We start from the raw sequence: 21,783 nt of genomic DNA on the forward strand, positions 1-21,783 counted from the left end.
GCTACATGACCAGTTTGCATGCCGACGAGGCGCTCCTCGCGCACTACCAGTTCAGTCATGACCCCTTTGCTGCGCGGGTGCCGGGCTTCCGTTTCTATCCGGCCCAGCGCAAGCCGGTACTGGGGCAGCTGCACCATCTGGCGCGCTACAGCCAGTTACTGCTGGTGGTGACCGGTCCGCATGGCAGTGGCAAGACATTGCTGCGCCAGGCGCTGGTCGCCAGCACCAACAAGCAGGCCGTGCAGTCGGTGGTCGTATCCGCGCGCGGCGCTGGCGATGTCGCCGGTGTGCTGCGCCAGGTCGCCCAGGGGCTGGGCATGCAGCAGACGGACGTGCGTAGCATCCTGGCTCAGGTGGCGCAGCTGGCGCTGACTGGGCAGGAGGTCTATTTGTTGGTGGATGATGCCGAGCAGCTGGCCGATGGCGCCCTCGACGCCTTGTTCACGCTAGCGGCGGGCAATGCCGATGGTCGGCCACATGTCTTCCTGTTTGCCGAGAGCGACATCCTGCCGCGACTCGAGCTGATGGCCGATGGCGAAGAGCGTTTCCACGCGGTCGAGCTTCTGCCGTATAGCGAGGACGAGACCCGCGAATACCTGGCGCAGCGCCTCGATGGTGCGGGCCAGGGTATCGACCTGCTGAGCGACGATCAGATCAGCGACATTCACCTGAGCTCCGGCGGCTGGCCGGGTGCGATCAATCAGGCCGCGCGCGAGGTGCTGGTCGAGGCCATGCTGGCTAGCCGTAGTGCCAGTGCCGGCTCGTCCGGTGTCGGCTTGCCGAAGAAGCACCTGCTGGCATTGGCTGTGGTTGCCGTTGCGCTCGGGGCTGCCTGGTTGATGCAGGGGCGCACGGAAAGTACGCCGCCGATGGTCGCCGAGGCGCCAATCGAATTGCTGCCGCAGAGTGCTGCGCCCGTGGTTGCCGATGCGCAGCAGCCGGCGAGCGCGCCTGCGGCTCCGGCGCAGGCACCTGCTGCGGTGGAGTTCAACGGTGCCAGCCATCCGCTGCCGCTACCCTTGGTGGGTGAGGCGCAGCCGGTGATCCGTGAGCCACTGGCCCAGGCCTCCGGCATGGAAGATGACGAGGCGGGAGCTGCTGCCGGCCAGGAGGCGGTGCCGTCTGCGGTGCAGCCAACTCCGGTTGCCATTCCTGCTCCGGTCGTCGCTGCGCCTGTGGTGCCGACCGTGGCGAGCGCGCCGGTGGTGCCGCCAGTCGCTGCTGTTACCGCCAAGCCTGCGCCGGCTCCTGTTGTGGCTGCTCCGGTGGTTAAGCCTGCGCCGGCTGCCGCAGCCAAACCTACGCCAGCTCCCAAGCCCGCTGCTGCGCCAGTGGCCAAACCGGCCGCGGTGGCCAGTGCTGCTCCGGCTCCGGGTGGCGAGTGGTATGCCAGCCGTCCGTCAGGCAGTTACGCCTTGCAGATTCTCGGTACCCGATCCGAGAGCAGTGCCAAGGCGTTCGTCAGCAAGAATGGTGGCGAATACCGCTACTTCAAGAAGCTGCACCAGGGGCAGGCACTTTATGTGGTGACCTATGGGCAGTTTTCCAGTCGCGCAGCCGCCCAGGCGGCGGTCAAGTCGCTGCCGGCGGCGGTGCAGGCGGGTAAGCCCTGGCCGCGTAGCTTCGCCAGCATCCAGCAAGAGGCGGTGCGGGCCCGCTAGTGGCCTGTGGATTGCCTCTCATTTGGTGACCGGCTGGTCCTAGCACGGGCCTCTGGTCGCCGCCTTTCTTCCAGGCGACAGAAGTTTTCATTTGGCCGTCACAAAAATTTGTGAGGGCCGGGGTCGCTATGTAAAATGACCCCCCTTTGCCTGCGCCAAGCTGGGGCACAGCCCTGCGCGGAAGGCAGCTAGGTCGATGAATTAGAAAGCAATTTGCCTCTCGAGGCAGCCTGGTGAGAGTGTCTATGAAAGCAGGTCTATACCATCCTGATCAGTTCAAGGATAACTGCGGCTTCGGCTTGATCGCCCACATGCAGGGCGAGGCGAGCCATCACTTGCTGAATACTGCCATTGAAGCCCTGACCTGCATGACCCACCGCGGCGGCATCAACGCCGACGGCAAGACCGGTGACGGTTGTGGTCTGTTGATTCAGAAGCCTGATCTGTTCCTGCGCGCCATCGCCAAGGAACAGTTCGGCAGCGAGCTGCCGCAGCAGTACGCCGTGGGCATGGTGTTCTTCAATCAGAGCCCGGCCAAGGCCGAGGCCGCCCGCGCCAACATGAACCGTGAGATCGAGGCCGCCGGCCTGCAGCTGATCGGCTGGCGCAAGGTGCCGGTGGATACCAGCGTGCTCGGCCGCCTGGCCCTGGAGCGTTTGCCGCAGATCGAGCAGGTGTTCATCGGCGGCGAAGGCCTGGACGACCAGCAGTTCGCCATCAAGCTGTTCAGCGCCCGTCGTCGTTCCTCGGTGGCCAACGCCGCCGACACCGATCACTACATCTGCAGCTTCTCGCCGAAGACCATCATCTATAAAGGCCTGATGATGCCGGCGGACCTGCAGCAGTTCTATCCGGACCTCGGTGACGAGCGCCTGCAGACCGCGATCTGCGTGTTCCACCAGCGCTTCTCCACCAACACCCTGCCGAAATGGCCGCTGGCGCAGCCGTTCCGCTTCCTCGCCCACAACGGCGAGATCAACACCATCACCGGCAACCGCAACTGGGCCGTGGCCCGTCGCCTGAAGTTCGCCAACGAGCTGATTCCGGACCTGGAAGAGCTGGGCCCGCTGGTCAACCGCGTCGGCTCCGACTCCTCGAGCATGGACAACATGCTCGAGCTGATGGTTACCGGCGGCATCGATCTGTTCCGCGGCGTGCGCATGATCATTCCGCCAGCCTGGCAGAACATGGAGACCATGGACGCCGACCTGCGCGCGTTCTACGAGTACAACTCCATGCACATGGAGCCGTGGGACGGCCCCGCCGGCGTGGTGATGACCGACGGTCGTCACGCCGTCTGCCTGCTCGACCGCAACGGCCTGCGTCCGGCACGCTGGGTCACCACCAAGAACGGCTATATCACCCTGGCGTCGGAAATCGGCGTGTGGGACTACAAGCCGGAAGATGTGATCGCCAAGGGCCGTGTCGGCCCGGGTCAGATCCTCGCGGTGGATACCGAGACCGGCCAGGTGCTGGACACCGATGCCATCGACAACCGCCTGAAGTCGCGTCACCCCTATAAGCAGTGGCTGCGTCAGAACGCCGTGCGCATCCAGGCCAAGCTGGACGACGACCATGGCGTGGCCAGCTACGACGCTGACCAGCTCAAGCAGTACATGAAGATGTTCCAGGTCACCTTCGAGGAGCGTGACCAGGTGCTGCGCCCGCTCGGCGAACAGGGCCAGGAAGCCGTGGGCTCGATGGGCGACGACACGCCGATGGCCGTGCTGTCGCAGCGCATCCGCTCGCCCTACGACTATTTCCGCCAGCAGTTCGCCCAGGTGACCAACCCGCCGATCGACCCGCTGCGCGAGTCGATCGTCATGTCCCTGGAAATCTGCCTGGGCGCCGAGCGCAACATCTTCGAAGAGTCCCCGGCCCACGCCAGCCGCGTCATGCTGAGCAGCCCGGTGATCTCCCCGGCCAAGTGGCGCGCGCTGATGAGCCTGGAGACCCCGGGCTTCGAGCGTCATGTCATCGATCTCAACTACGATCCGGCCATCGGTCTGGAAGCCGCGGTGCGCAACATCGCCGATCAGGCCGAAGAAGCCGTGCGTGGTGGCAAGGTGTTGCTGGTCCTCACCGACCGCCACATCGCCCCGGGCAAACTGCCGGCGCATGCCGCACTGGCCACTGGCGCCGTGCACCATCGTCTGACTGAGAAGGGCCTGCGCTGCGACTGCAACATCCTGGTCGAGACCGCCACCGCCCGCGACCCGCACCACTTCGCCGTGCTGGTGGGCTTTGGCGCCTCCGCCGTGTACCCGTTCCTGGCGTACGAAGTACTGGCCGACCTGATCCGCACCGGTGAAGTGCTGGGCGACCTCTACGAGGTGTTCAAGTACTACCGCAAGGGCATCTCCAAGGGCCTGCTGAAGATCCTGTCGAAGATGGGTATCTCCACTGTTGCGTCCTACCGTGGTGCCCAGCTGTTCGAGGCCGTCGGCCTGTCCGACGAAGTCACCGAGCTGTGCTTCCGTGGCGTTGCCAGCCGCATCCAGGGGGCGCGCTTCGTCGACATCGAGGCCGAGCAGAAGCTGCTGGCCAATGAGGCGTGGAACAACCGCAAGGCCATCCAGCAGGGCGGTCTGCTCAAGTTCGTCTACGGTGGCGAGTACCACGCCTACAACCCGGACGTGGTCAACACCCTGCAGGCCGCCGTGCAGCAGGGTAGCTACGAGAAGTACCAGGAGTACGCCGCGCTGGTGGACAACCGCCCGGTGTCGATGATCCGCGACCTGCTGCAGCTCAAGCTGGCCGACCAGCCGCTGCCGCTGGACCAGGTCGAGTCGCTGAGCGACGTGCTCAAGCGCTTCGACTCCGCCGGTATCTCCCTCGGCGCCCTGTCGCCGGAAGCCCATGAGGCCATTGCCGAGGCGATGAACCGTCTGGGCGCGCGCTCCAACTCCGGCGAGGGCGGCGAAGACCCGGCCCGCTACGGCACCGTGCGCAGCTCCAAGATCAAGCAGGTGGCCACCGGCCGCTTCGGTGTGACCCCGGAATACCTGGTCAACGCCGAAGTGCTGCAGATCAAGGTGGCCCAGGGCGCCAAGCCCGGCGAGGGCGGCCAGCTGCCCGGCGGCAAGGTCAACGGCCTGATCGCGCGTCTGCGTTACGCCGTGCCCGGCGTGACCCTGATCTCGCCGCCGCCGCACCATGACATCTATTCCATCGAAGACCTGTCGCAGCTGATCTTTGACCTCAAGCAGGTCAACCCGGCCGCGCTGGTCTCGGTCAAGCTGGTGGCGGAAGCCGGTGTCGGCACCATCGCCGCCGGCGTGGCCAAGGCCTATGCCGACCTGATCACCATCTCCGGCTACGACGGCGGCACCGGCGCATCGCCCCTGACCTCCATCAAGTACGCCGGCTCGCCGTGGGAACTCGGCCTGGCCGAAACCCACCAGACCCTGCGCGGCAACGACCTGCGCGGCAAGGTCCGCGTGCAGACCGACGGTGGCCTGAAGACTGGCCTCGACGTGATCAAGGCCGCCATCCTCGGCGCCGAGAGCTTCGGCTTCGGTACCGGCCCGATGGTCGCCCTGGGCTGCAAGTACCTGCGCATCTGCCACCTGAACAACTGCGCCACCGGCGTGGCCACCCAGAACGACAAGCTGCGCAAGGACCACTTCATCGGCACCGTCGAAATGGTGATGAACTACTTCACCTATGTCGCCGAGGACACCCGCCAGTGGCTGGCCAAGCTGGGCGTGCGCAGCCTCGGCGAGCTGATCGGCCGTACCGATCTGCTCAACGTGCTGCCGGGCCAGACCGACAAGCAGGGCAACCTGGATCTGACCCCGCTGCTCGGCAGCGACCATATCCCGGCCGACAAGCCGCAGTTCTGCGAAGTCGAGAAGAACCCGCCGTTCGACCAGGGCCTGCTGGCCGAGAAGATGGTCGAGCTGGCCCAGGCCGCCATCGCCGGCAAGACCGGCGGCGAGTACGAGCTGGACATCTGCAACTGCGACCGCTCCATCGGTGCCCGTGTCTCCGGCGAAATCGCCAAGCAGCACGGCAACCAGGGCATGAAGGACGCGCCGATCACCTTCCGCTTCAAGGGCACCGCGGGCCAGAGCTTCGGCGTGTGGAACGCCGGTGGTCTGCACCTGCGCCTGGAAGGCGACGCCAACGACTACGTCGGCAAGGGCATGACCGGCGGCAAGCTGGTGATCACCCCGCCGGCCGGCAGCCCGTTCAAGACCCAGGAGTCGGCCATCGTCGGCAACACCTGCCTGTACGGTGCCACCGGCGGCAAGCTGTTCGCCGCCGGCACCGCCGGTGAGCGTTTCGCCGTGCGTAACTCCGGCGCCCACGCCGTGGTGGAAGGCACTGGCGACCACTGCTGCGAGTACATGACCGGCGGTTTCGTCTGTGTACTGGGCAAGACCGGCGTCAACTTCGGCTCGGGCATGACCGGCGGCTTCGCCTACGTGCTCGACCTGGACAACGGCTTCGTCGACCGCGTCAACCACGAGCTGGTGGAGATCCAGCGCATCAGCAACGAGGCCATGGAGGCTTACCGTAGCCACCTGCGCGGCGTGCTGAGCGAATACGTGGCGGAAACTTCCAGTCCCTGGGGCACTCACCTGCTCGAGAACCTGGAGGATTACCTGCGCAAATTCTGGCTGGTCAAGCCGAAGGCCGCGAGCCTCGGTTCGCTGCTCTCCAGCACCCGTGCCAATCCGCAATAACAGCGCCTGAAGTGGTTTGATGAGGTTTTAAAATGACTGAACGTCTGAACAACGACTTCCAGTTCATCGAGGTCGGGCGCAAGGATCCGAAGAAGAAGCTCCTGCGCCAGCGCAAGAAGGAGTTCGTGGAAATCTACGAACCCTTCAAGCCGGCCCAGGCCGCCGACCAGGCACACCGTTGCCTGGGTTGCGGCAACCCGTATTGCGAGTGGAAGTGCCCGGTGCACAACTTCATTCCCAACTGGTTGAAGCTGGTCTCCGAAGGCAACATCCTGGCTGCCGCCGAGCTGAGCCACCAGACCAACACCCTGCCGGAAGTCTGCGGCCGCGTGTGCCCGCAGGACCGTCTGTGCGAGGGTGCCTGCACCCTCAACGACGGCTTCGGCGCGGTGACCATCGGTTCGGTCGAGAAGTACATCACCGACACCGCCTTCGCCATGGGCTGGCGTCCGGACATGTCCAAGGTCAAGCCGACCGGCAAGCGTGTCGCGGTGATCGGTGCCGGCCCGGCCGGCCTGGGCTGCGCCGACGTGCTGGTGCGCAACGGCGTGACCCCGGTGGTGTTCGACAAGAACCCGGAAATCGGCGGCCTGCTGACCTTCGGCATCCCCGAGTTCAAGCTGGAAAAGACCGTGATGAGCCGTCGTCGCGAAGTCTTCACCGGCATGGGCATCGAGTTCCGCCTGAACACCGAGATCGGCAAAGACATCACCATGCAGCAGCTGCTGGATGAGTACGATGCCGTGTTCATGGGCATGGGCACCTACACCTACATGAAGGGCGGCTTCCCGGGCGAAGACCTGCCGGGCGTCACCGACGCGCTGGACTTCCTGATCGCCAACGTCAACCGCAACCTCGGCTTCGAGAAGGCGCCGGAAGACTTCATCGACATGAAGGGCAAGCGCGTCGTGGTCCTCGGTGGTGGCGATACGGCGATGGACTGCAACCGCACCTCCATCCGCCAGGGTGCCAAGGCCGTGACCTGCGCCTACCGCCGTGACGAAGAGAACATGCCGGGCTCGCGCAAGGAAGTGAAGAACGCCAAGGAAGAGGGCGTGAAGTTCCTCTTCAACCGCCAGCCCATCGCCATCGTCGGCGAGGACAAGGTGGAAGGCGTCAAGGTGGTCGAGACCCGTCTCGGCGAGCCGGACGCCCGTGGCCGTCGCAGCCCCGAGCCGATCCCGGGCTCTGAGGAAATCATCCCGGCGGAAGCCGTGCTGATCGCCTTCGGTTTCCGCCCGAGCCCGGCTGCCTGGTTCACTGACTTCAAGATCGATACCGACAGCCAGGGCCGTGTGGTGGCGCCGGAGCAGAACCAGTTCAAACACCAGACCAGCAACCCGAAGATCTTCGCCGGTGGCGACATGGTGCGTGGTTCCGATCTGGTGGTGACGGCGATCTTCGAGGGCCGCAACGCCGCCGAAGGTATCCTCGACTACCTGCAGGTCTGACGATTCGCGTCGCGGCATATCGTCGCGATAGACAAAAGGCACGGCACTCGCCGTGCCTTTTGTTTTTGGGTCTGCGAAAATGCCCGCACTTTTTCTGTGCCACGGCGCGCGGCGCACCTGCGATCCAGGAGCCCGCCTGGAGGAGGGGGACGCCGCTGGCCGACTCCCGCACAATCCCCCGCCGTTCAGTTTCCCTGCCGTATTTCCAGGAACCCTGCCGATGTCCTCCGCCCTGAAGAACGACCGTTTCCTGCGCGCCCTGCTCAAGCAACCCGTCGACGTCACGCCCGTGTGGATGATGCGTCAGGCTGGCCGTTATCTGCCGGAGTACCGCGCCACCCGGACCCGCGCCGGTGACTTCGTCAGCCTGATGAAGAACCCCGAGCTGGCCTGCGAGGTCACCATCCAGCCGCTGGACCGCTACCCGCAGCTGGATGCGGCGATCCTGTTCTCCGATATCCTCACCATCCCCGACGCCATGGGCCAGGGCCTGTACTTCGAGACCGGCGAAGGTCCGCGCTTCAAGAAAGTCATCGGCTCCATGGCCGATATCGAGGCCCTGCCGATCCCTGATCCGGAAAAGGACCTGGGCTACGTGATGGATGCCGTGCGCAATATCCGTCGCGAGCTGAACGGCCGTGTGCCGCTGATCGGCTTCTCCGGCAGCCCCTGGACCCTGGCCACCTACATGGTCGAGGGCGGTTCCAGCCGCGACTTCCGCAAGTCCAAGGCGGTGCTCTACGACAACCCGCAGGCCATGCACGCGCTGCTCGACAAGCTGGCGCAGTCGATCATCGCCTACCTCAACGGGCAGATTCGCGCCGGCGCCCAGGCCGTGCAGATCTTCGACTCCTGGGGCGGCGCGCTGTCTGCCGCGGCCTACCAGGAATTCTCCCTGCGCTACATGCAGCAGATCGTCGACGGCCTGATCCGCGAACACGATGGTCGTCGCGTACCGGTGATCCTGTTCACCAAGGGCGGCGGCCTGTGGCTGGAGTCCATGGCCGAGACCGGCGCCGAGGCCCTGGGTCTGGACTGGACCTGCGATATCGGCAGCGCCCGTGCCCGCGTCGGCAGCAAGGTGGCCCTGCAGGGCAACATGGACCCCGCCGTGCTCTACGCGAAACCCGAGGCCATTCGCGCTGAGGTGGCGCGCATCCTGGCCAGCTTCGGCCAGGGCAGCGGCCAGGTATTCAACCTCGGCCACGGCATCACCCCGGAAGTCGATCCTGAGCATGCCAAGGCCTTCTTCGAGGCGGTGCACGAGCTCTCGGCGCAATACCACCAGCAGTAACGACAAGGGCCGCAAATGCGGCCCTTGTTCTTTCTGTGCATAGCCTTATTCGCGAGCAGAGCTCGCTCCTACGGGAGTGCCGGCCAGCAACTGGTCGATCACTGGGGTCATCTTGGTTTCCGTGCTCTGATACTTCTTGACCGCCAGCAGGCCGCGGCCACGGAAGCGGTAGTAGGCACTGGCCAACTGACGCCCGTCGGCATCGCGGATGCGCAGCTCGGCCAGCGACAGATAGGTGACCACCGACCAGGAGCGCCGCGCCGTATAGCTGAGCACCTGCGGGCAGCCGCTGGCGGGAATCTGCTTGTACAGACGGGTGTCGATGCCGTGACGAGCGAAGCCGCGCTGCAAGGTGCCAAGGAAGTCGTCCACCTGCACTTCGGGGTTCTCTTCGATGCACACCGAGGCGAGCGGCGTCTTCAGCGGCTCGACGGGGATGGTGGTGCAGGCGCCGGTGAGGGCGATGAGCGGCAGCAGCAGGCACAGGCGCAGCGACATGCGGTGATCCTCGAAAGGGCCGCATTTGCATTGCGGATGCGCCCGGAATGGGAGCCAGCCGCAGAGGTGCGGCCGGCAGGGGTATTGCCTGTTACTTGACGTTGGCCAAGTCGGCCTTCAGGGCTACACCAGCCATGATGGCGCCAGCGTGGCACTCGTACTTCTGGGTGTCGGAATAGACCACGTTCTTGTAGTTGCTGACGATGTTGACCACGGCGTTGGCGCCGGCCTGCTTGGCAGCGTTCTGCATGCGGATCAGGGCGGACTGCAGGGCCCAGGAGCAGGCGCCTTCGTCGGACTTGTTGAAGGCGTTGGTCTTCTGGCTGGTGGTGACGCCGGATTTGACCACGCTGACGGTGCCGGCCGGCTTGGTGCCTGCCAGGTGGAACTTCACGCTGCCATCCAGGCGCCCGGCGTTCAGGGCTTCCTGCACGGCCTGCTCGAACGGCAGGAAGTGGGTGGTGTCACGTGCCTGGCTAATGCCCGGAATAACAGCGAAGAGCAGGGCGGCCAGGGTCCAGTTTTTCAGTTTCATGGTCGTCTCCTTGACGAAAGGTCACGGGGTGGGGGAGAGGTTGAGCTGGTGTTCGATCTCTAGCTTGAGGTATTTCACCCAGCGATTGTAGGTGCGATGGATCTTGCCGTTCTTGTACTCCAGACCCTGGCTGTCGCGATAGCGGATAAAGATGTCGCGCGGGTTGTAGTCGATGGTGATGGCCGCCTGATGGCGTTCGCGCACCAGGATATCGGCCTGCACGCGGCCCGGCTGGACCTGGCCGACATGCCAGCGATAGGTGCTCAGGGCGCTGAGGATGGCCTGTTCGATCTGCGGACCGCTGATGGCCGAGCCCGGCGGCAGCTCGATGGTGGGGGTGTCGACGGGTTGCTGCGTGCTGCAGGCGGCCAGGCCCGAGACGATCAGGCCGAGCAGGAGGGTGCGAAGTAGTGCGGGCATAGGGGACTTCCTTGTATTTGCGCTCAGTTCCAGCGCTTGAAGATCAGCGAGGTATTCACCCCGCCGAAGGCGAAGTTGTTGTTCATCACGTACTGGTGGCTCATCTGGCGGAACTCGCCGCGCAGGTAGTCCAGCTCGCCGCACTCCGGGTCGACATTGTCCAGATTCAGCGTGTGCACGTAGCTGTCCGAGTTCATCATTTCGATGCTGAACCAGGACTCCAGCGCGCCGCAGGCGCCCAGGGTGTGGCCGAAGAAGCTCTTCTGCGAGCTGATCGGCATGCGCGGGCCGAACAGGCTACTGGTGGCCAGGCTCTCGGCCACATCGCCCTGGGCGGTGGCGGTGCCGTGGCCGTTGACGTAGCCGATGGCCGCGGGTTCCAGCCCGGCATCTTCCAGGGCCAACTCCATGGCGCCGCGCATGGTCGCCTGCTCCGGCTTGGTGGCGTGGATGCCGTCGGAGTTGCAACCGAAGCCAACGATCTCGGCATGGATGGTCGCGCCGCGCGCCAGTGCGTGCTCCAGCTCCTCCAGCACCAGGATGCCGGCGCCTTCGCCGATCACCAGGCCGTCGCGGCCGGCGTCGTAGGGGCGTGGCGACAGGTGCGGGGTATCGTTCTTCAGGCTGGTGGCGTAGAGCGCGTCGAACACCATGGCCTCGGTCGGGCACAGTTCCTCGGCGCCGCCGGCCAGCATCATCTTCAGGCGGCCGAACTTGATTGCCTCATAGGCGTAGCCAATGCCCTGGCTGCCGCTGGTGCAGGCACTGGACGTCGGGATCAGGCGACCCTTGAGGCCGAAGAAGATGCTGATATTGGCGGCCGTGGTGTGCGGCATCATGCGGATATAGGAGTTGGCGTTAAGGCCGTCCGCGACGGAATTCAGCAGCATATTGCCGAACGCCTTGATCTCGTCGGTGCTGCCGGTGGACGAGCCGCAGGCCACGCCCATGCGCCCGTCCTGGATGCGCTCGTCGCCGAGCAGGCCGGCGTGCTCCAGGGCGCGCTCGGCGGCGTATACCGCCAGCTTGGACACCCGACCCATGCTGCGGGTCTGCTTGCGCGACCAGTGCTTGGGCTGGACGAAATCGTCCACCGGACCGCCCAGGCGGGTGTTCAGCTCGGTGAAGCGATCCCACTCGTCCATGCGGCGTATGCCGCTGCGGCCTTCCTTGAAGGCGGCCGAGATGCTCGGCCAGTCGCTGCCCAGCGAGGTGATACCGGCCATGCCGGTGACGACCACACGTTTGAAATTAGCCATCAACAAAGCCCGCCGTTCACCGCGAGGACCTGGCGGGTAATGTACGCCGCCTCCTCGGACATCAGGAAATTCACTGCCCCGGCCACTTCCTCGGGCGTACCCATGCGCGCGGCCGGAATCATCTTGAGGATCTCGTCCACCGGCACCAGATCGTCGAGGATCTCGGTGTCGATCAGCCCCGGCGCCACGCAGTTGACCGTGATCTTGCGCTTGCCCAGCTCGATGGCCAGGGCCTTGGCCGCGCCGATCATGCCGGCCTTGGAGGCGCTGTAATTGACCTGGCCGCGGTTGCCGATCAGCCCGGAGACCGAGGTGATGCAGACGATGCGCCCGGCTTTGCGGCGGCGGATCATCGGCATGGTCAGCGGGTGCAATACGTTGTAGAAACCGTCCAGGTTGGTGCGCAGCACCTGGTCCCAGTCCTCGTCGGAGAGCGCCGGGAAGGCGCCGTCGCGGGTCAGGCCGGCGTTGCACACCACGCCGTAGTAAGCACCGTGCTGCTCCATATCGGCCTCCAGCGCTTCGCGGCAGGCGGCGCGGTCGGACACGTCGAATTGCAGGATGCGCGCCTGCTGGCCGAGCTCGGCGATCTGCGCCTGCACGGCCTCGGCCTCGTCGCGGCGCGAGCGGCAGTGCAGGACGATGTCGTAACCGGAACGGGCCAGGCGCAGGGCGATGGCACGGCCGATGCCACGGCTGGAGCCGGTGACCAGGATGGTTTCAGTCATTGCGATTGCTCTTGCTGCTCTTGTAGATACCTCGCCACCTCGGGCGGGCGGAACACATTGAGGCGTGCCTCGGCATGGATATCGGGGCCGTCCAGGTGGCACTCGAACACGCCCATGCCGTTGTCGTCCTGCAGCGAGCGCAGGGCCTTGATGCGCAGTTCGGCACCGGCCGGGAAGCGCTCGACGTTGCACTCGAACTTGCGTGTGCCAAGGAGGAAGCCCAGCTCCACCGGCAGGCCGGCCTGGCGCGCCTGGCAGCCGGCGTAGGCGGCCACGCTCTGCGCCATCAGCTCGATGCCGACCCAGGCCGGCAGGCTGCCGTCCTCTTGGCTGAACAGGCCGCCGGGGCGTACCACCAGGCGCGTCTCGATCTCTTCGGCGCCAAAGCTCAGCACCTCGTCGACCAGAATCATGTCGGCGGCGTGCGGCACCAGCTCGGCGATGGGCCACAGGCTCATGGCGCATCACCCGGCTTATCACCCAAAATCAGGGCCACGTTGTTGCCGCCGAAGGCGAAGGAGTTGCTCATCAGTCGGCGCCCCGCCGTTTTCTGCAGGCGATCACCGGCGCCGACCAGCTGCAGCGGCGCCAGGGCCGGGTCGGCCTGGCCGTCCCACAGGTGTGGCGGCAGCAGGCCGTCGCGGTTATGTTCGCTCAGGGTCAGCCAGCAGAAGGCCGCCTCCAGGGCGCCGGCGGCGCCCAGGGTATGCCCGGTCAGCGGCTTGCTCGACGAGCAGGGCACGCCGGCGGGGAACAGGCCGCGCACGGCCTGGCTCTCCATGGCGTCGTTGTGCGCCGTGGCGGTGCCGTGCAGGTTCAGGTAGTCGATGTCGCTGGGCTGCAGGCCGGTGCTGGCCAGGGCCTTGTCCATCGCCGCGCGGGCGCCGCGACCCTCGGGGTGCGGCGCGGAAATATGGTGCGCGTCGGAAGTGGCGCCGCCGCCGAGGAAGGCGATCGGGCTGCTCTCGCGGGTCATCAAGAACAGCGCCGCGCCCTCGCCGATATTGATGCCGTGGCGGTTCACCGAGAAGGGATTACAGGGCTCGGCGGACACCGCTTCGAGTGCCGAGAAGCCGTTGAGGGTCAGGCGGCACAGGCTGTCCACTCCGCCGCAGATCACCGCGTCGCACAGGCCCTGCTGCAGCAGGCGATGAGCGCTGAGCAGGGCGCGGGCGCTGGAGGTGCAGGCGGTGGACTGACAGTACACCGGGCCGGCCAGCTGCAACCAGTCGGCGAGGAAGGTGGCCGGCGCGGCCATCTCCTGCTGGGCGTAGTCATACTCGGCGGGCACCTCGCCCTCGTGCAGGAAGCGGGCGATGCCGTCGCTGGCCTCGCGGATGCCCGAGGTGCTGGTGCCCAGCACCAGGCCGACACGGGCGGCGCCGTAGCGGGCGATGGCGGCGCGCAGCTCGGGTTCGATCTGTTGGGCCGCGGCCAGCAGCAGCTGGTTATTGCGGCTATGGGCGGCCTCGAAGCCGGCGGGCATGGCCGGCAGTGCCGCGCGCACGGCGCCGACGGTGAGGCGGCGGTCGGTGACCCAGCCATCCTCGGCGCGCATGCCGGAGGCATCGCCGGCCAGCAGCGCGTCGGCCACCGCCTGCTTGCCTTCGCCCAGGGCGCACAGCAGGCCGAGGGCATTCAAATAGCTGGGCATGGGAGAGCCAGGCTGTGTAGAGCGGGGCATCAGTTGCCTTCTTCTTGGTTCAGCGCGCGCACCCGATAGCTGAGCTGCGGTGCGGCGAGGGTGAAGTCCAGTGCGGAACGGTAGCGGATTCGCCAGTCCGGGTTAAGCCGGCGCTGACCATCGGCGCCGCGCTGCCAGCTGCCCTCGGGATAGGCGTGCAGCGCGTCATCGGCGGTGAGGGCGAACAGCAGGGCGGCGAACAGCTCGCGGGCCTCGGGGTTGGGCGGCAGCAGGCCGTCGTTGCGCCACTCGCCGCCTTGCAGCAGCTGGCGCGCCAGCGGCACGCCGAGCGGGTCGAACAGCGACCAGCGCAGGGCCTCGCCTTCGGCCTGGATCACCAGCAGCCAGTCGCGCCGCTCGGAGTTCTGCGTGCGTTCGATCTGCAGGCTGATGGGCAGCCCGGCGGTCAGTGCGGGGCTGCTCGTCGGCACGGGCGTGTGCCCGGCGCAGGCGCCAAGCAGCAAGGTCAGGGCTAGCAGGACAGCACGCAGCATCACGGCTTGCGTGCCACCGCGTTGACCAGGGTCTCGTCGCGCTGGCCGAACGGCTTGGCCTTCATGATGCCCCAGCGTTCGAGCAGGCCGAAGTCCTTGGAACGACTCCACCACAGGTACGGGTAGGAGACGTTGCGTTCCTCGAACTGGAAGCCCTGCGTGCGCAGCATGCCCAGGTATTCCTCGGCACTCTTCTGCACGTGCATCGGGTGACGGAACAGCCAGCGGATCACCCAGGTGTCGATGTAGAACTTGGTCGACTCGGCGAACAGCAGCAGGCCGCCGGGTTTGAGCACGCGCCAGAACTCGGCCAGGGCCTGTTCCTGTTCGACCAGGTGGTGGAAGGTCTGGTGGCAGAACAGGATGTCGACGGATGCATCGGGCAGGTCGATGGCCGCGCAGTCGCTGGCGATCAGCTGCACGTCGAGGCCCAGGCGCTCGGCCTCGGCGCGCGAGCAGTCGAGGCTGTGCGGGTCGGCGTCGAGGCCGATCATCCGTGCCGGGGCGAAGGCCTGGTTGAGCAGGCCGAACGAGCGGCCCTGGCCGCAGCCGGCGTCGAGCAGTACCGGTGCCTGCGGCAGCGGCGCATCGATCAGGCGCTTGAGGTCGTTGATCGCCACGCGCAGCACGTGGTGCTGCCAGACGTGGCTCTGCAGGAACCAGAAGCCGAAGCGGGTTTCCTCGACGTAGGTGGCGGCGGCGCGTTCCATTGCGGTGGGGCTCCTCAGTTCATCGCGCAGAGTTCGGCGAGCACGCCCAGGCGGCGCTTGGGCTCGGCGACATAGGGATTCTTCTCGTCCCAGGCGTAGCCGGCGAGGATCGAGCAGATCATGCGGCGGATTTCCGGCGAGGCCTTCTCGTAGAAGATCACGTCCTGGAAGGTGCCATCGTACCAACCCTGCACATACACGCGGAACGTATCCACGCCGCGCTTGAGCGGGATGGCGAACTCGTTCTCCCAGTCCACCGCCTCGCCGCTGAGCTGACGATGCAGCAGGCCGGCGGCCATGCTCGCCGAGCGCATGGCGATGGTCACGCCGGAGCTGAACACCGGGTCGAGGAACTCGGCGGCGTTGCCCAGCAGGGCGAAGCCCGGGCCGTGCAGGCTCTTGACGTTGGCCGAGTAGCCACCGATGGCGCGCGCCGGGGTGTCCCACACGGCGTTCTGCAGCACCTTGCTCAGCGACGGCGTCTCGGCGACAAACTGCTTGAGGCAGGCGTCGAGGTCCTTCGGGTAGCCCTCGTAGTGCTCGGCGGCGGAAACCACGCCCAGCGAGCAGCGGCCGTTGCTGAACGGAATGGTCCAGAACCACACGTCGCGCAGGGTCGGGTGGGTGGTGATAAGGATCTTCTCGCGGTCGAAGCCGGAAGCCGGGTCGATGCGGTCCTCGATATGGGTGAACACCGCCTGGCGGATCGGGAAGGACGACGGCGTGTCGAGGTCGAGCAGGCGCGGCAGCACGCGGCCGTAGCCGCTGCCGTCGAGGACGAAGGCGCACTCGACTTCATATTCATGGCCGTCGGCCAGGCGGCGTACCGACAGGCTCGGGCAGTCGCCGGTGAAGTCGGCGGCGAAGATCTCTTCCTCGTAGCGGATCTCCACGCCCTGCAGCTCGGCCTGGTCGGCCAGCAGTTTGTCGAAGTCGGCGCGGATCACCTGGTAGGTCGAACCCTGGCCCTCGGTGAATTTGTCGCGGAAGTCGAACTCGGTGTAGCGCTCACCCCAGGCGAAGGCCGCGCCGTGCTTGGTCTGGAAACCGGCGGCCTGCACCGCTTCGAGCATGCCGGCCTCCTCGACGAAGTCCAGGCAGTGCGACAGCAGGCTCTCGCCGATGGAGAAACGCGGGAAGCGCTGGCGCTCCAGCACCAGCACGTCGTGGCCCTGGCGCTTGAGGATGGCGGCAGCGATGGCGCCGGAGGGGCCGGCACCGATGACGACGATCTGGCGCTGTTCGACTTCAGGAGACTTCATAACGGCTTCTCGCTTGATTGTTGTTGACATGCTTGCCGAGCAGGGCCGGCAGCAGGGTGGAGAACAGGCTCATCAGCAGCAGACCGAAGTAGATCAGCGAATCGATCAGCTGCAGCTGCAGGAGCAGATTGAGGAAGACGATTTCGGTGAGGCCGCGGATGTTCAGCAGCAGGCTCTCGCGCCACTTCACGCGCGCCGCGGCGCTTGGGTCGGCCCAGTGCAGACCGAGCCAGCTGCCGAGCACTTTGCTCAGCACCGGCAGCGCCAGCAGGATAGCGATGACCAACCATGAGTAGTCTTGGCCTATGCCATGGAAGTCCACGCGCAGCACGCCGAAAGTCAGGATCAGCGGCACGGCCAGGCCGTTTATCAGCAGTCGCCACAGGTGTGGCGGCAGCGGCAGCACGAAGAGCTGCTTGAGCCAGGCCAGGCACAGCATGTAGGCGATGCCGAACACCAGGGCGTTGAGCCCCAGTTGCTGGAACAGCAGCATCAGGGCGAAGAACGGCAGGCTGTAGAACAGCGGATGGCGCAGCTTCAGCCCGCGCATTACTAGCGGCAGCAGCGCGGCCAGCAGCGGCCACAGCAATGCGGCCGGGTGGCTGCTGCCCTGGGCCAGGCCGAACAGGCTCCAGCACAGGAAGTCCATGAGGATCGCCGCGTGCAGCAGACGCTTGGTGTCCGCCGCCGGGTAGCCGATGCTCTGCAGGAACAGGTACAGCACCGGGATGGCGGTGATCGAGAACAGCAGGCCGATGCCCACCGAGCTCAGCCAGCCGCGCTCGCCGGGCAGCAGCCAGAGCGAGCAGGCCAGGCCGGCGAGCATCGGCACCAGGAAGCTGGGCAGGGCGATCTTTACGCAGGCGGGGCTGAGGTCGAGGTCGATCACGTCGCTGAGGATGTAGCCCAGCAGCAGGGCAAAGCACAGGCCGTAGAGCATGCTCAGCCAGGTCGGTGCCAGCAGATCGGTGGCGCTCAGCTGCCAGTGCGGTTCGACCCACAACAGCAGCAGGGCGGGGATCGCCATGGCCGCGACCAGCAGCTGGCCGACGATGGGGATCAGCCGGCGGCCACCGACGACGGCGACCAGGGCATAGATCGCCAGGGCCAGCAGCCAGAATCCGAGCACGGTCACGCGGCTATCTCCTTGGGTGTCTCCTTGGCGGGCCGTTCGGCAGCCCAGGGCGAAAGCAGGAAACAGAACAGCAGGCCGAGGCTGATGGCCAGGCCGAAGTTGGCGATGGCCGGGGTCTGGCTGAGCAGCAGCAGGCCGAACGACATCCATGCGGTGAGCGCCGAGAGCAGGGTGCCGAGCAGGCTCACTGCCGGACCGCCGATGTTCTCGCGCATGAGGATGGCGTAGTCGACGCCGATGGCGGTGATCAGCAGCAGGCCGAACAGACTGAACAGGGTCAGCGGCTGGCCCAGCCAGCCGAGGCAGGCCAGCGCGGCCAGGGCCGAGAGCAGCGGCAGGCAGATCACCCGCAGGGCGCCGCCGAGGCCGAAGGGCAGGCACAGCAGCAGGAGGATGGCGGCGCTGGAGATCAGCTTGAGCTCGGCGGCGCTGAGCTGGGTGGCGGCGAACAGCTGGTTCAGCTCGCCCAGGCGATCGATCAGTTGCACGCCCTGCAGACCCTCGGCCGTTTGCTGCAGCAGGGCGCTGTCATTCAGGCCCTGCAGGCTGACGATGCCGGCCACGCCATGGTCATTGGCGCCCAGCCACAGCGGGCGCCAGGCCTCGCCCAGCGGGCCGGCCAGGGCCTGTTCCAGGCTCGGTTGCGGCGCGTGCAGCAGCTCGTCCAGTTCGGCGCGCAGGGCGGCCTCCGGCAGGCCGAGGTCGAGCAGCGGCTGCCAGTGTTGCGGCAGCTCGTTCAGCGCAGTGCGCAGCGGCACCAGTGCGCTCTCGGGGGCGACCAGCTGGCTGAGGGCGCGGTAGCCGCGCAGATGGCCGGCGGCGATGGCGGCGTCCAGGCGCTGGCTGAGTTCGGCTTGGCGCTGCAGCAGCTGTTGTTCGTCGGCGCCGCGCACCAGGAAGAACTGGCTGGTGGGCTGTTGCCCGGTCAGCTCGGCGATGCGCTTGGCCTCGGCCATCAGTGTCGGCTCCTGACCCAGCCACTGGCGCAGGTCGTTCTGCGGAGTGAGCTGCCACAGGCCTCCGGCGCAGAAGGCCAGCAGGGCGAGCAGCAGCGGCCAGCTGCCGGTGCGCGCCAGTAGTGTCTTGCGGCGCTGCACCAGACGCTCGGCGGCGCGGCGCAGGCTGGCCGGCGGCGCCAGGCGCAGGTTGTTCAGCCAGGCCGGCAGCAGGCACACCGAGCACAGGTAGGCGCCGATCAGCCCGGCAGCGGAGAACAAGGCGATCTGCGTCAGCGCCGGGAAAGGCGTGAAGGCCAGCGCTACATAGCCGGCGAGGTTGGTGCCCAGGCTCAGGCTCAGGCCCGGCAGGGTCTCGCGCAGAGCGGCCCAGCTCGACCACGGGCCGTCGCCCCAGCTCTTGCTCAGGTAGTGCTGCGGGTAGTCGGCGGCGACGCCGACCAGACTGGCGCCGAGCACCAGGGTCAGCGCGTTGATCTGGCCGAACAGCAGCACGCAGGCGGTGCAGCCGGCCAGCAGCGCCACGCCCATCGGCAGCAGGCTGACCAGGATGCGCGGGCGGCGGAAGGCCAGCAGCAACAGCAGCAGGGTGCCGAGGGTGGCGCCGCCGCCGATCAGGGCGATCTCGCGGGTGGCCTTGGCCTGGCCGGCTGCGGCGTGCAGCGCACCACCGGCGGCGAGCAGTTGGCCGCCCTCGGCGCTGACCTGCTGGCGCAGCTCGGCGACAGCCGCGGCGATCTGCGGCGGCGCCTGCATATCGAAGGCGTCGCCGCGGGTACGCAGGCGCAGCAGGGCCCAGGTGGTGCCGTCGTCCTGCAGCAGCAGGGCGCCGCTGCCGAGGTCGGCCTGGATGCGGCTGCCGGGGTTGAGCGTCTGCTGGGCGCGCAGGCCGAGGCCGAGCCAGTCCTGCTCGGTGGGCAGCAGGCCGAAGCCGGCGAAGGTGTCGAACAGCTGCTGCGCACGTTGCTCGATGAAACTGTCCGGCTGCTCGATCAGCAGCTGGCGGTCGGCCGGCGCCAGCAGGGCCAGGCGCTCGCCACGCAGCTGCTGGCGGATGGCGTCGAGATCGGCCTGCAGGCTCCACTGCACCTTGTCAAAACGGCCGCTGGCCTGCCACTGCTCGCCGGCCTGGCGCACCAGCTCGATGGCGCGCTCGCGCTGCGGGTGGCCGATCAGGATCAGCAGCTCGCGCGACAGTGGTTCCTGCATGCGCTGCTCGGCCTGCTGTACCAGCACGTCGCCGGCGCCCTTGGGCAGCAGGGCGAGCATGCTGGCCTGCACCGGCGGGCCGTCGCGCCACTGCCAGGCAGCCAGCGCCAGTAGGGCCAGGAGCAGGGCCCCAAACAGGCGCGGCAGGACTCTCTGCAGGCTAATGGACAAGGTCGGTGCGCTCCTGCGCAGTCAACGCGTCGCCAGCCTGGCTCTGCGGCAGTTTCAGGACGGTGCGGTCGCCCTGGGTCTCGATCAGTTCGATGCGCTCGACCAGCGCGCCGCCGTCGATGCGAATGGCGCTGAAGATCTGCCTGAGCAGCGCGGAGTGCGGGGTGAGTTGGAGCTGCCAGGCGTTGTGTTCGCCGCTGAGCTTGAGGTCGAAGTCACGCTCCAGGCCCGAACGGTCGCCCTTGAGCACGGCGAGGAACAGGCGGCTCTGCTGGGCGGCGACGTCCTGGCCCGGTTGCTGTTGCCAGCCCTCGGCGGTGCGGCGGGCGATGCCGCTGTCGGCGATGCGGTAGTCCTGCTTGAGCGGTTTTTGCAGGAGCCAGAGCAGACCGTGGTCGCGGGACAAGGTGAACTGGCCCTGGCTGGTCAGCGGGGTGGGCAGGGCGCGCAGGTGCTTCTCCTGTATGAAGGGGCCGCGCACGACCGTGGGCTTGGCGAGCTGGGCGCTGAGGTCGGACAGGTCGAAGGCTTGGGCCGGAATTGTGGTCATCAATGCCAGGGCCATCAGCATTCGGCTGATTGTCGAGGAGGCTTTAAGTCTTGGGTTTCGCCCCCCCGGGCGAGTTACTTTCTCTTTGCTCGTGCAAAGAGAAAGTAACCAAAGAGAAAGCACGCCCGGCATACGGGTCTCGCTGCGCTCGACTTCCCTCATTCCGTCACTCTTCCAGGGGCACGTCGCGAAGGGCCATCCCTGGCCCATCGCGCCTCTCGCGGCATCCATGCCGCTCAACCCCTTACAGAGCGACTCCATTCGGCCTTCTGACGGGATCAGTCCCGGCCCCATCCTCTGTTGTGAGGAGGCAGACGCATGCTGGCCTGCGGTTGCGCCCCCATGCATCAGGCGCGCGGAAGTCCCCGTCAGGAGGCCGAGTGGAGGTGTTGCGCAGGGGGACGAGCCGCAGGGATGCGGCGAGAGGCTTAAAGGGCCATGGATGGCCCTTGTAAGCCGGCCCCCGGAGCGGCACCGGAGGGAGGGAACCCCGCCGTAGGCGGGGCCGGATGCCGGGGTGCCCTTCTTTTTGGTTACTTTTTCTTGGGCAAACAAGAAAAAGTGACGCGCCCAGGGGGGCGCAACCAGAAGCCACGAAGCTCGTAGACAATCGGCTAGGCCCCGAAAGCTCACGCCAGTACCCTCTCCACTGCCTCAACAAATACCTTCGGCGATGCCAGCAGCATCTCGCGAGTAGCAATCTCCACCGCCACCTGCACACTGCTGCCACGGGTCATCCGCTCGCCGGTGGCTACATCGGTGATCAGGTAGTTGATCTTCAGGCGGTTCTCCCACTCCACCAGATCGGCGCGCACCTTGATGCGCTGACCGAACTGGGCGCCACGGATGTAGCGCACCTGCAGGTCGATGATCGGCCAGGCGTAGCCGGCGTCGCGCATCTGCCGGTAGTTGTGGCCGAGCTTGTCGAGCAGGGCGCAGCGCGCTTCCTCGAAGTATTTGACGTAGTGGCCGTGCCAGACCACTTCCATCATGTCGACGTCGAAGAACGGTACGAGAATCTCGACCTCCGCCTGCAGCACGCCTTCCTTACGCATGGCGAGCGCTCCAGTAGGGC

Annotated in this window: 18 protein-coding genes; 4 read left to right on the forward strand and 14 right to left on the reverse strand. The window is 66.6% G+C overall.

The window, feature by feature from the left end; translation table 11 throughout:
• Positions 1 to 5: 5 nt before the first annotated feature.
• The 4 genes from N7607_RS09080 to hemE all read left to right on the forward strand — a co-directional run bounded on the left by N7607_RS09080 (position 6) and on the right by hemE (position 9,097).
• Positions 6 to 1,661, forward strand: coding sequence for an AAA family ATPase (locus N7607_RS09080; RefSeq protein WP_279868796.1), 1,656 nt, complete (start codon positions 6 to 8; stop codon positions 1,659 to 1,661).
• 245 nt (positions 1,662 to 1,906) lie between these two features.
• A complete protein-coding gene (gene gltB, locus N7607_RS09085; RefSeq protein ID WP_279868795.1) occupies positions 1,907 to 6,352 on the forward strand; it encodes a glutamate synthase large subunit in 4,446 nt (1,481 codons plus the stop codon).
• A 32-nt stretch (positions 6,353 to 6,384) separates the two neighbouring features.
• A complete protein-coding gene (locus N7607_RS09090) occupies positions 6,385 to 7,803 on the forward strand; it encodes an FAD-dependent oxidoreductase (protein WP_279868794.1) in 1,419 nt (472 codons plus the stop codon).
• A 220-nt stretch (positions 7,804 to 8,023) separates the two neighbouring features.
• A complete protein-coding gene (hemE, locus tag N7607_RS09095; protein ID WP_279868793.1) occupies positions 8,024 to 9,097 on the forward strand; it encodes a uroporphyrinogen decarboxylase in 1,074 nt (357 codons plus the stop codon).
• A gap of 45 nt (positions 9,098 to 9,142) precedes the next feature.
• Here the strand turns inward: hemE and N7607_RS09100 are convergent, their stop codons facing one another.
• The 14 genes from N7607_RS09100 to N7607_RS09165 form a co-directional block, all read right to left on the reverse strand.
• Complete coding sequence (locus tag N7607_RS09100) at positions 9,143 to 9,595, reverse strand: Sbal_3080 family lipoprotein (RefSeq protein ID WP_279868792.1); 453 nt, start codon at positions 9,593 to 9,595, stop codon at positions 9,143 to 9,145.
• 91 nt (positions 9,596 to 9,686) lie between these two features.
• On the reverse strand, positions 9,687 to 10,130 hold the full coding sequence (locus tag N7607_RS09105) for an excinuclease (RefSeq protein WP_279868791.1): 444 nt from the start codon (positions 10,128 to 10,130) through the stop codon (positions 9,687 to 9,689).
• 21 nt (positions 10,131 to 10,151) lie between these two features.
• On the reverse strand, positions 10,152 to 10,550 hold the full coding sequence (locus N7607_RS09110) for a hypothetical protein (protein WP_279868790.1): 399 nt from the start codon (positions 10,548 to 10,550) through the stop codon (positions 10,152 to 10,154).
• A 23-nt stretch (positions 10,551 to 10,573) separates the two neighbouring features.
• The gene (locus tag N7607_RS09115; protein WP_279868789.1) at positions 10,574 to 11,809 is read right to left on the reverse strand and encodes a beta-ketoacyl-ACP synthase; all 1,236 of its coding nucleotides are present in this window, start codon (positions 11,807 to 11,809) and stop codon (positions 10,574 to 10,576) included.
• Positions 11,809 to 12,537 (reverse strand): 3-oxoacyl-ACP reductase FabG, encoded by a 729-nt coding sequence (gene fabG / locus N7607_RS09120; RefSeq protein ID WP_279868788.1) that lies wholly within the window; start codon positions 12,535 to 12,537, stop codon positions 11,809 to 11,811. The genes N7607_RS09115 and fabG overlap by 1 nt, the downstream gene beginning before the upstream one ends.
• Positions 12,534 to 12,995 (reverse strand): hotdog family protein, encoded by a 462-nt coding sequence (locus N7607_RS09125; protein WP_279868787.1) that lies wholly within the window; start codon positions 12,993 to 12,995, stop codon positions 12,534 to 12,536. Before N7607_RS09125 ends, fabG begins: the two co-directional genes overlap by 4 nt.
• A complete protein-coding gene (locus N7607_RS09130; protein ID WP_279868785.1) occupies positions 12,992 to 14,191 on the reverse strand; it encodes a beta-ketoacyl-[acyl-carrier-protein] synthase family protein in 1,200 nt (399 codons plus the stop codon). The genes N7607_RS09125 and N7607_RS09130 overlap by 4 nt, the downstream gene beginning before the upstream one ends.
• 29 nt (positions 14,192 to 14,220) lie before the next feature.
• Positions 14,221 to 14,715 (reverse strand): hypothetical protein, encoded by a 495-nt coding sequence (locus tag N7607_RS09135; RefSeq protein ID WP_279868783.1) that lies wholly within the window; start codon positions 14,713 to 14,715, stop codon positions 14,221 to 14,223.
• Positions 14,715 to 15,425, reverse strand: coding sequence for a class I SAM-dependent methyltransferase (locus N7607_RS09140; protein WP_279868781.1), 711 nt, complete (start codon positions 15,423 to 15,425; stop codon positions 14,715 to 14,717). The genes N7607_RS09135 and N7607_RS09140 overlap by 1 nt, the downstream gene beginning before the upstream one ends.
• 14 nt (positions 15,426 to 15,439) lie before the next feature.
• Positions 15,440 to 16,687 (reverse strand): NAD(P)/FAD-dependent oxidoreductase, encoded by a 1,248-nt coding sequence (locus N7607_RS09145; RefSeq protein WP_279868779.1) that lies wholly within the window; start codon positions 16,685 to 16,687, stop codon positions 15,440 to 15,442.
• Positions 16,674 to 17,822: a sodium:proton antiporter gene (locus tag N7607_RS09150; protein ID WP_279868777.1), complete on the reverse strand. Its 1,149-nt coding sequence runs from the start codon at positions 17,820 to 17,822 to the stop codon at positions 16,674 to 16,676. The genes N7607_RS09145 and N7607_RS09150 overlap by 14 nt, the downstream gene beginning before the upstream one ends.
• Positions 17,819 to 20,158: an MMPL family transporter gene (locus N7607_RS09155; protein WP_279868776.1), complete on the reverse strand. Its 2,340-nt coding sequence runs from the start codon at positions 20,156 to 20,158 to the stop codon at positions 17,819 to 17,821. Before N7607_RS09155 ends, N7607_RS09150 begins: the two co-directional genes overlap by 4 nt.
• A complete protein-coding gene (locus tag N7607_RS09160) occupies positions 20,148 to 20,708 on the reverse strand; it encodes an outer membrane lipoprotein carrier protein LolA (RefSeq protein WP_347881168.1) in 561 nt (186 codons plus the stop codon). Before N7607_RS09160 ends, N7607_RS09155 begins: the two co-directional genes overlap by 11 nt.
• A 629-nt stretch (positions 20,709 to 21,337) precedes the next feature.
• Positions 21,338 to 21,763 (reverse strand): acyl-CoA thioesterase, encoded by a 426-nt coding sequence (locus N7607_RS09165; protein ID WP_279868771.1) that lies wholly within the window; start codon positions 21,761 to 21,763, stop codon positions 21,338 to 21,340.
• Positions 21,764 to 21,783 lie beyond the last annotated feature (20 nt).

Origin of the sequence: Pseudomonas sp. GD04019 (assembly GCF_029837695.1) — a bacterium.
In the GTDB taxonomy this organism is placed as follows: domain Bacteria; phylum Pseudomonadota; class Gammaproteobacteria; order Pseudomonadales; family Pseudomonadaceae; genus Aquipseudomonas.

Bases quoted from the DNA above. Each gene is read 5' to 3' on its own strand.
- N7607_RS09080 (WP_279868796.1), top strand. From the start codon at position 6: ATGACCAGTTTGCATGCCGACGAGGCGCTCCTCGCGCACTACCAGTTC.
- gltB (WP_279868795.1), top strand. From the start codon at position 1,907: ATGAAAGCAGGTCTATACCATCCTGATCAGTTCAAGGATAACTGCGGC.
- N7607_RS09090 (WP_279868794.1), top strand. From the start codon at position 6,385: ATGACTGAACGTCTGAACAACGACTTCCAGTTCATCGAGGTCGGGCGC.
- hemE (WP_279868793.1), top strand. From the start codon at position 8,024: ATGTCCTCCGCCCTGAAGAACGACCGTTTCCTGCGCGCCCTGCTCAAG.
- N7607_RS09100 (WP_279868792.1), bottom strand. From the start codon at position 9,595: ATGTCGCTGCGCCTGTGCCTGCTGCTGCCGCTCATCGCCCTCACCGGC.
- N7607_RS09105 (WP_279868791.1), bottom strand. From the start codon at position 10,130: ATGAAACTGAAAAACTGGACCCTGGCCGCCCTGCTCTTCGCTGTTATT.
- N7607_RS09110 (WP_279868790.1), bottom strand. From the start codon at position 10,550: ATGCCCGCACTACTTCGCACCCTCCTGCTCGGCCTGATCGTCTCGGGC.
- N7607_RS09115 (WP_279868789.1), bottom strand. From the start codon at position 11,809: ATGGCTAATTTCAAACGTGTGGTCGTCACCGGCATGGCCGGTATCACC.
- fabG (WP_279868788.1), bottom strand. From the start codon at position 12,537: ATGACTGAAACCATCCTGGTCACCGGCTCCAGCCGTGGCATCGGCCGT.
- N7607_RS09125 (WP_279868787.1), bottom strand. From the start codon at position 12,995: ATGAGCCTGTGGCCCATCGCCGAGCTGGTGCCGCACGCCGCCGACATG.
- N7607_RS09130 (WP_279868785.1), bottom strand. From the start codon at position 14,191: ATGCCCAGCTATTTGAATGCCCTCGGCCTGCTGTGCGCCCTGGGCGAA.
- N7607_RS09135 (WP_279868783.1), bottom strand. From the start codon at position 14,715: ATGCTGCGTGCTGTCCTGCTAGCCCTGACCTTGCTGCTTGGCGCCTGC.
- N7607_RS09140 (WP_279868781.1), bottom strand. From the start codon at position 15,425: ATGGAACGCGCCGCCGCCACCTACGTCGAGGAAACCCGCTTCGGCTTC.
- N7607_RS09145 (WP_279868779.1), bottom strand. From the start codon at position 16,687: ATGAAGTCTCCTGAAGTCGAACAGCGCCAGATCGTCGTCATCGGTGCC.
- N7607_RS09160 (WP_347881168.1), bottom strand. From the start codon at position 20,708: ATGACCACAATTCCGGCCCAAGCCTTCGACCTGTCCGACCTCAGCGCC.
- N7607_RS09165 (WP_279868771.1), bottom strand. From the start codon at position 21,763: ATGCGTAAGGAAGGCGTGCTGCAGGCGGAGGTCGAGATTCTCGTACCG.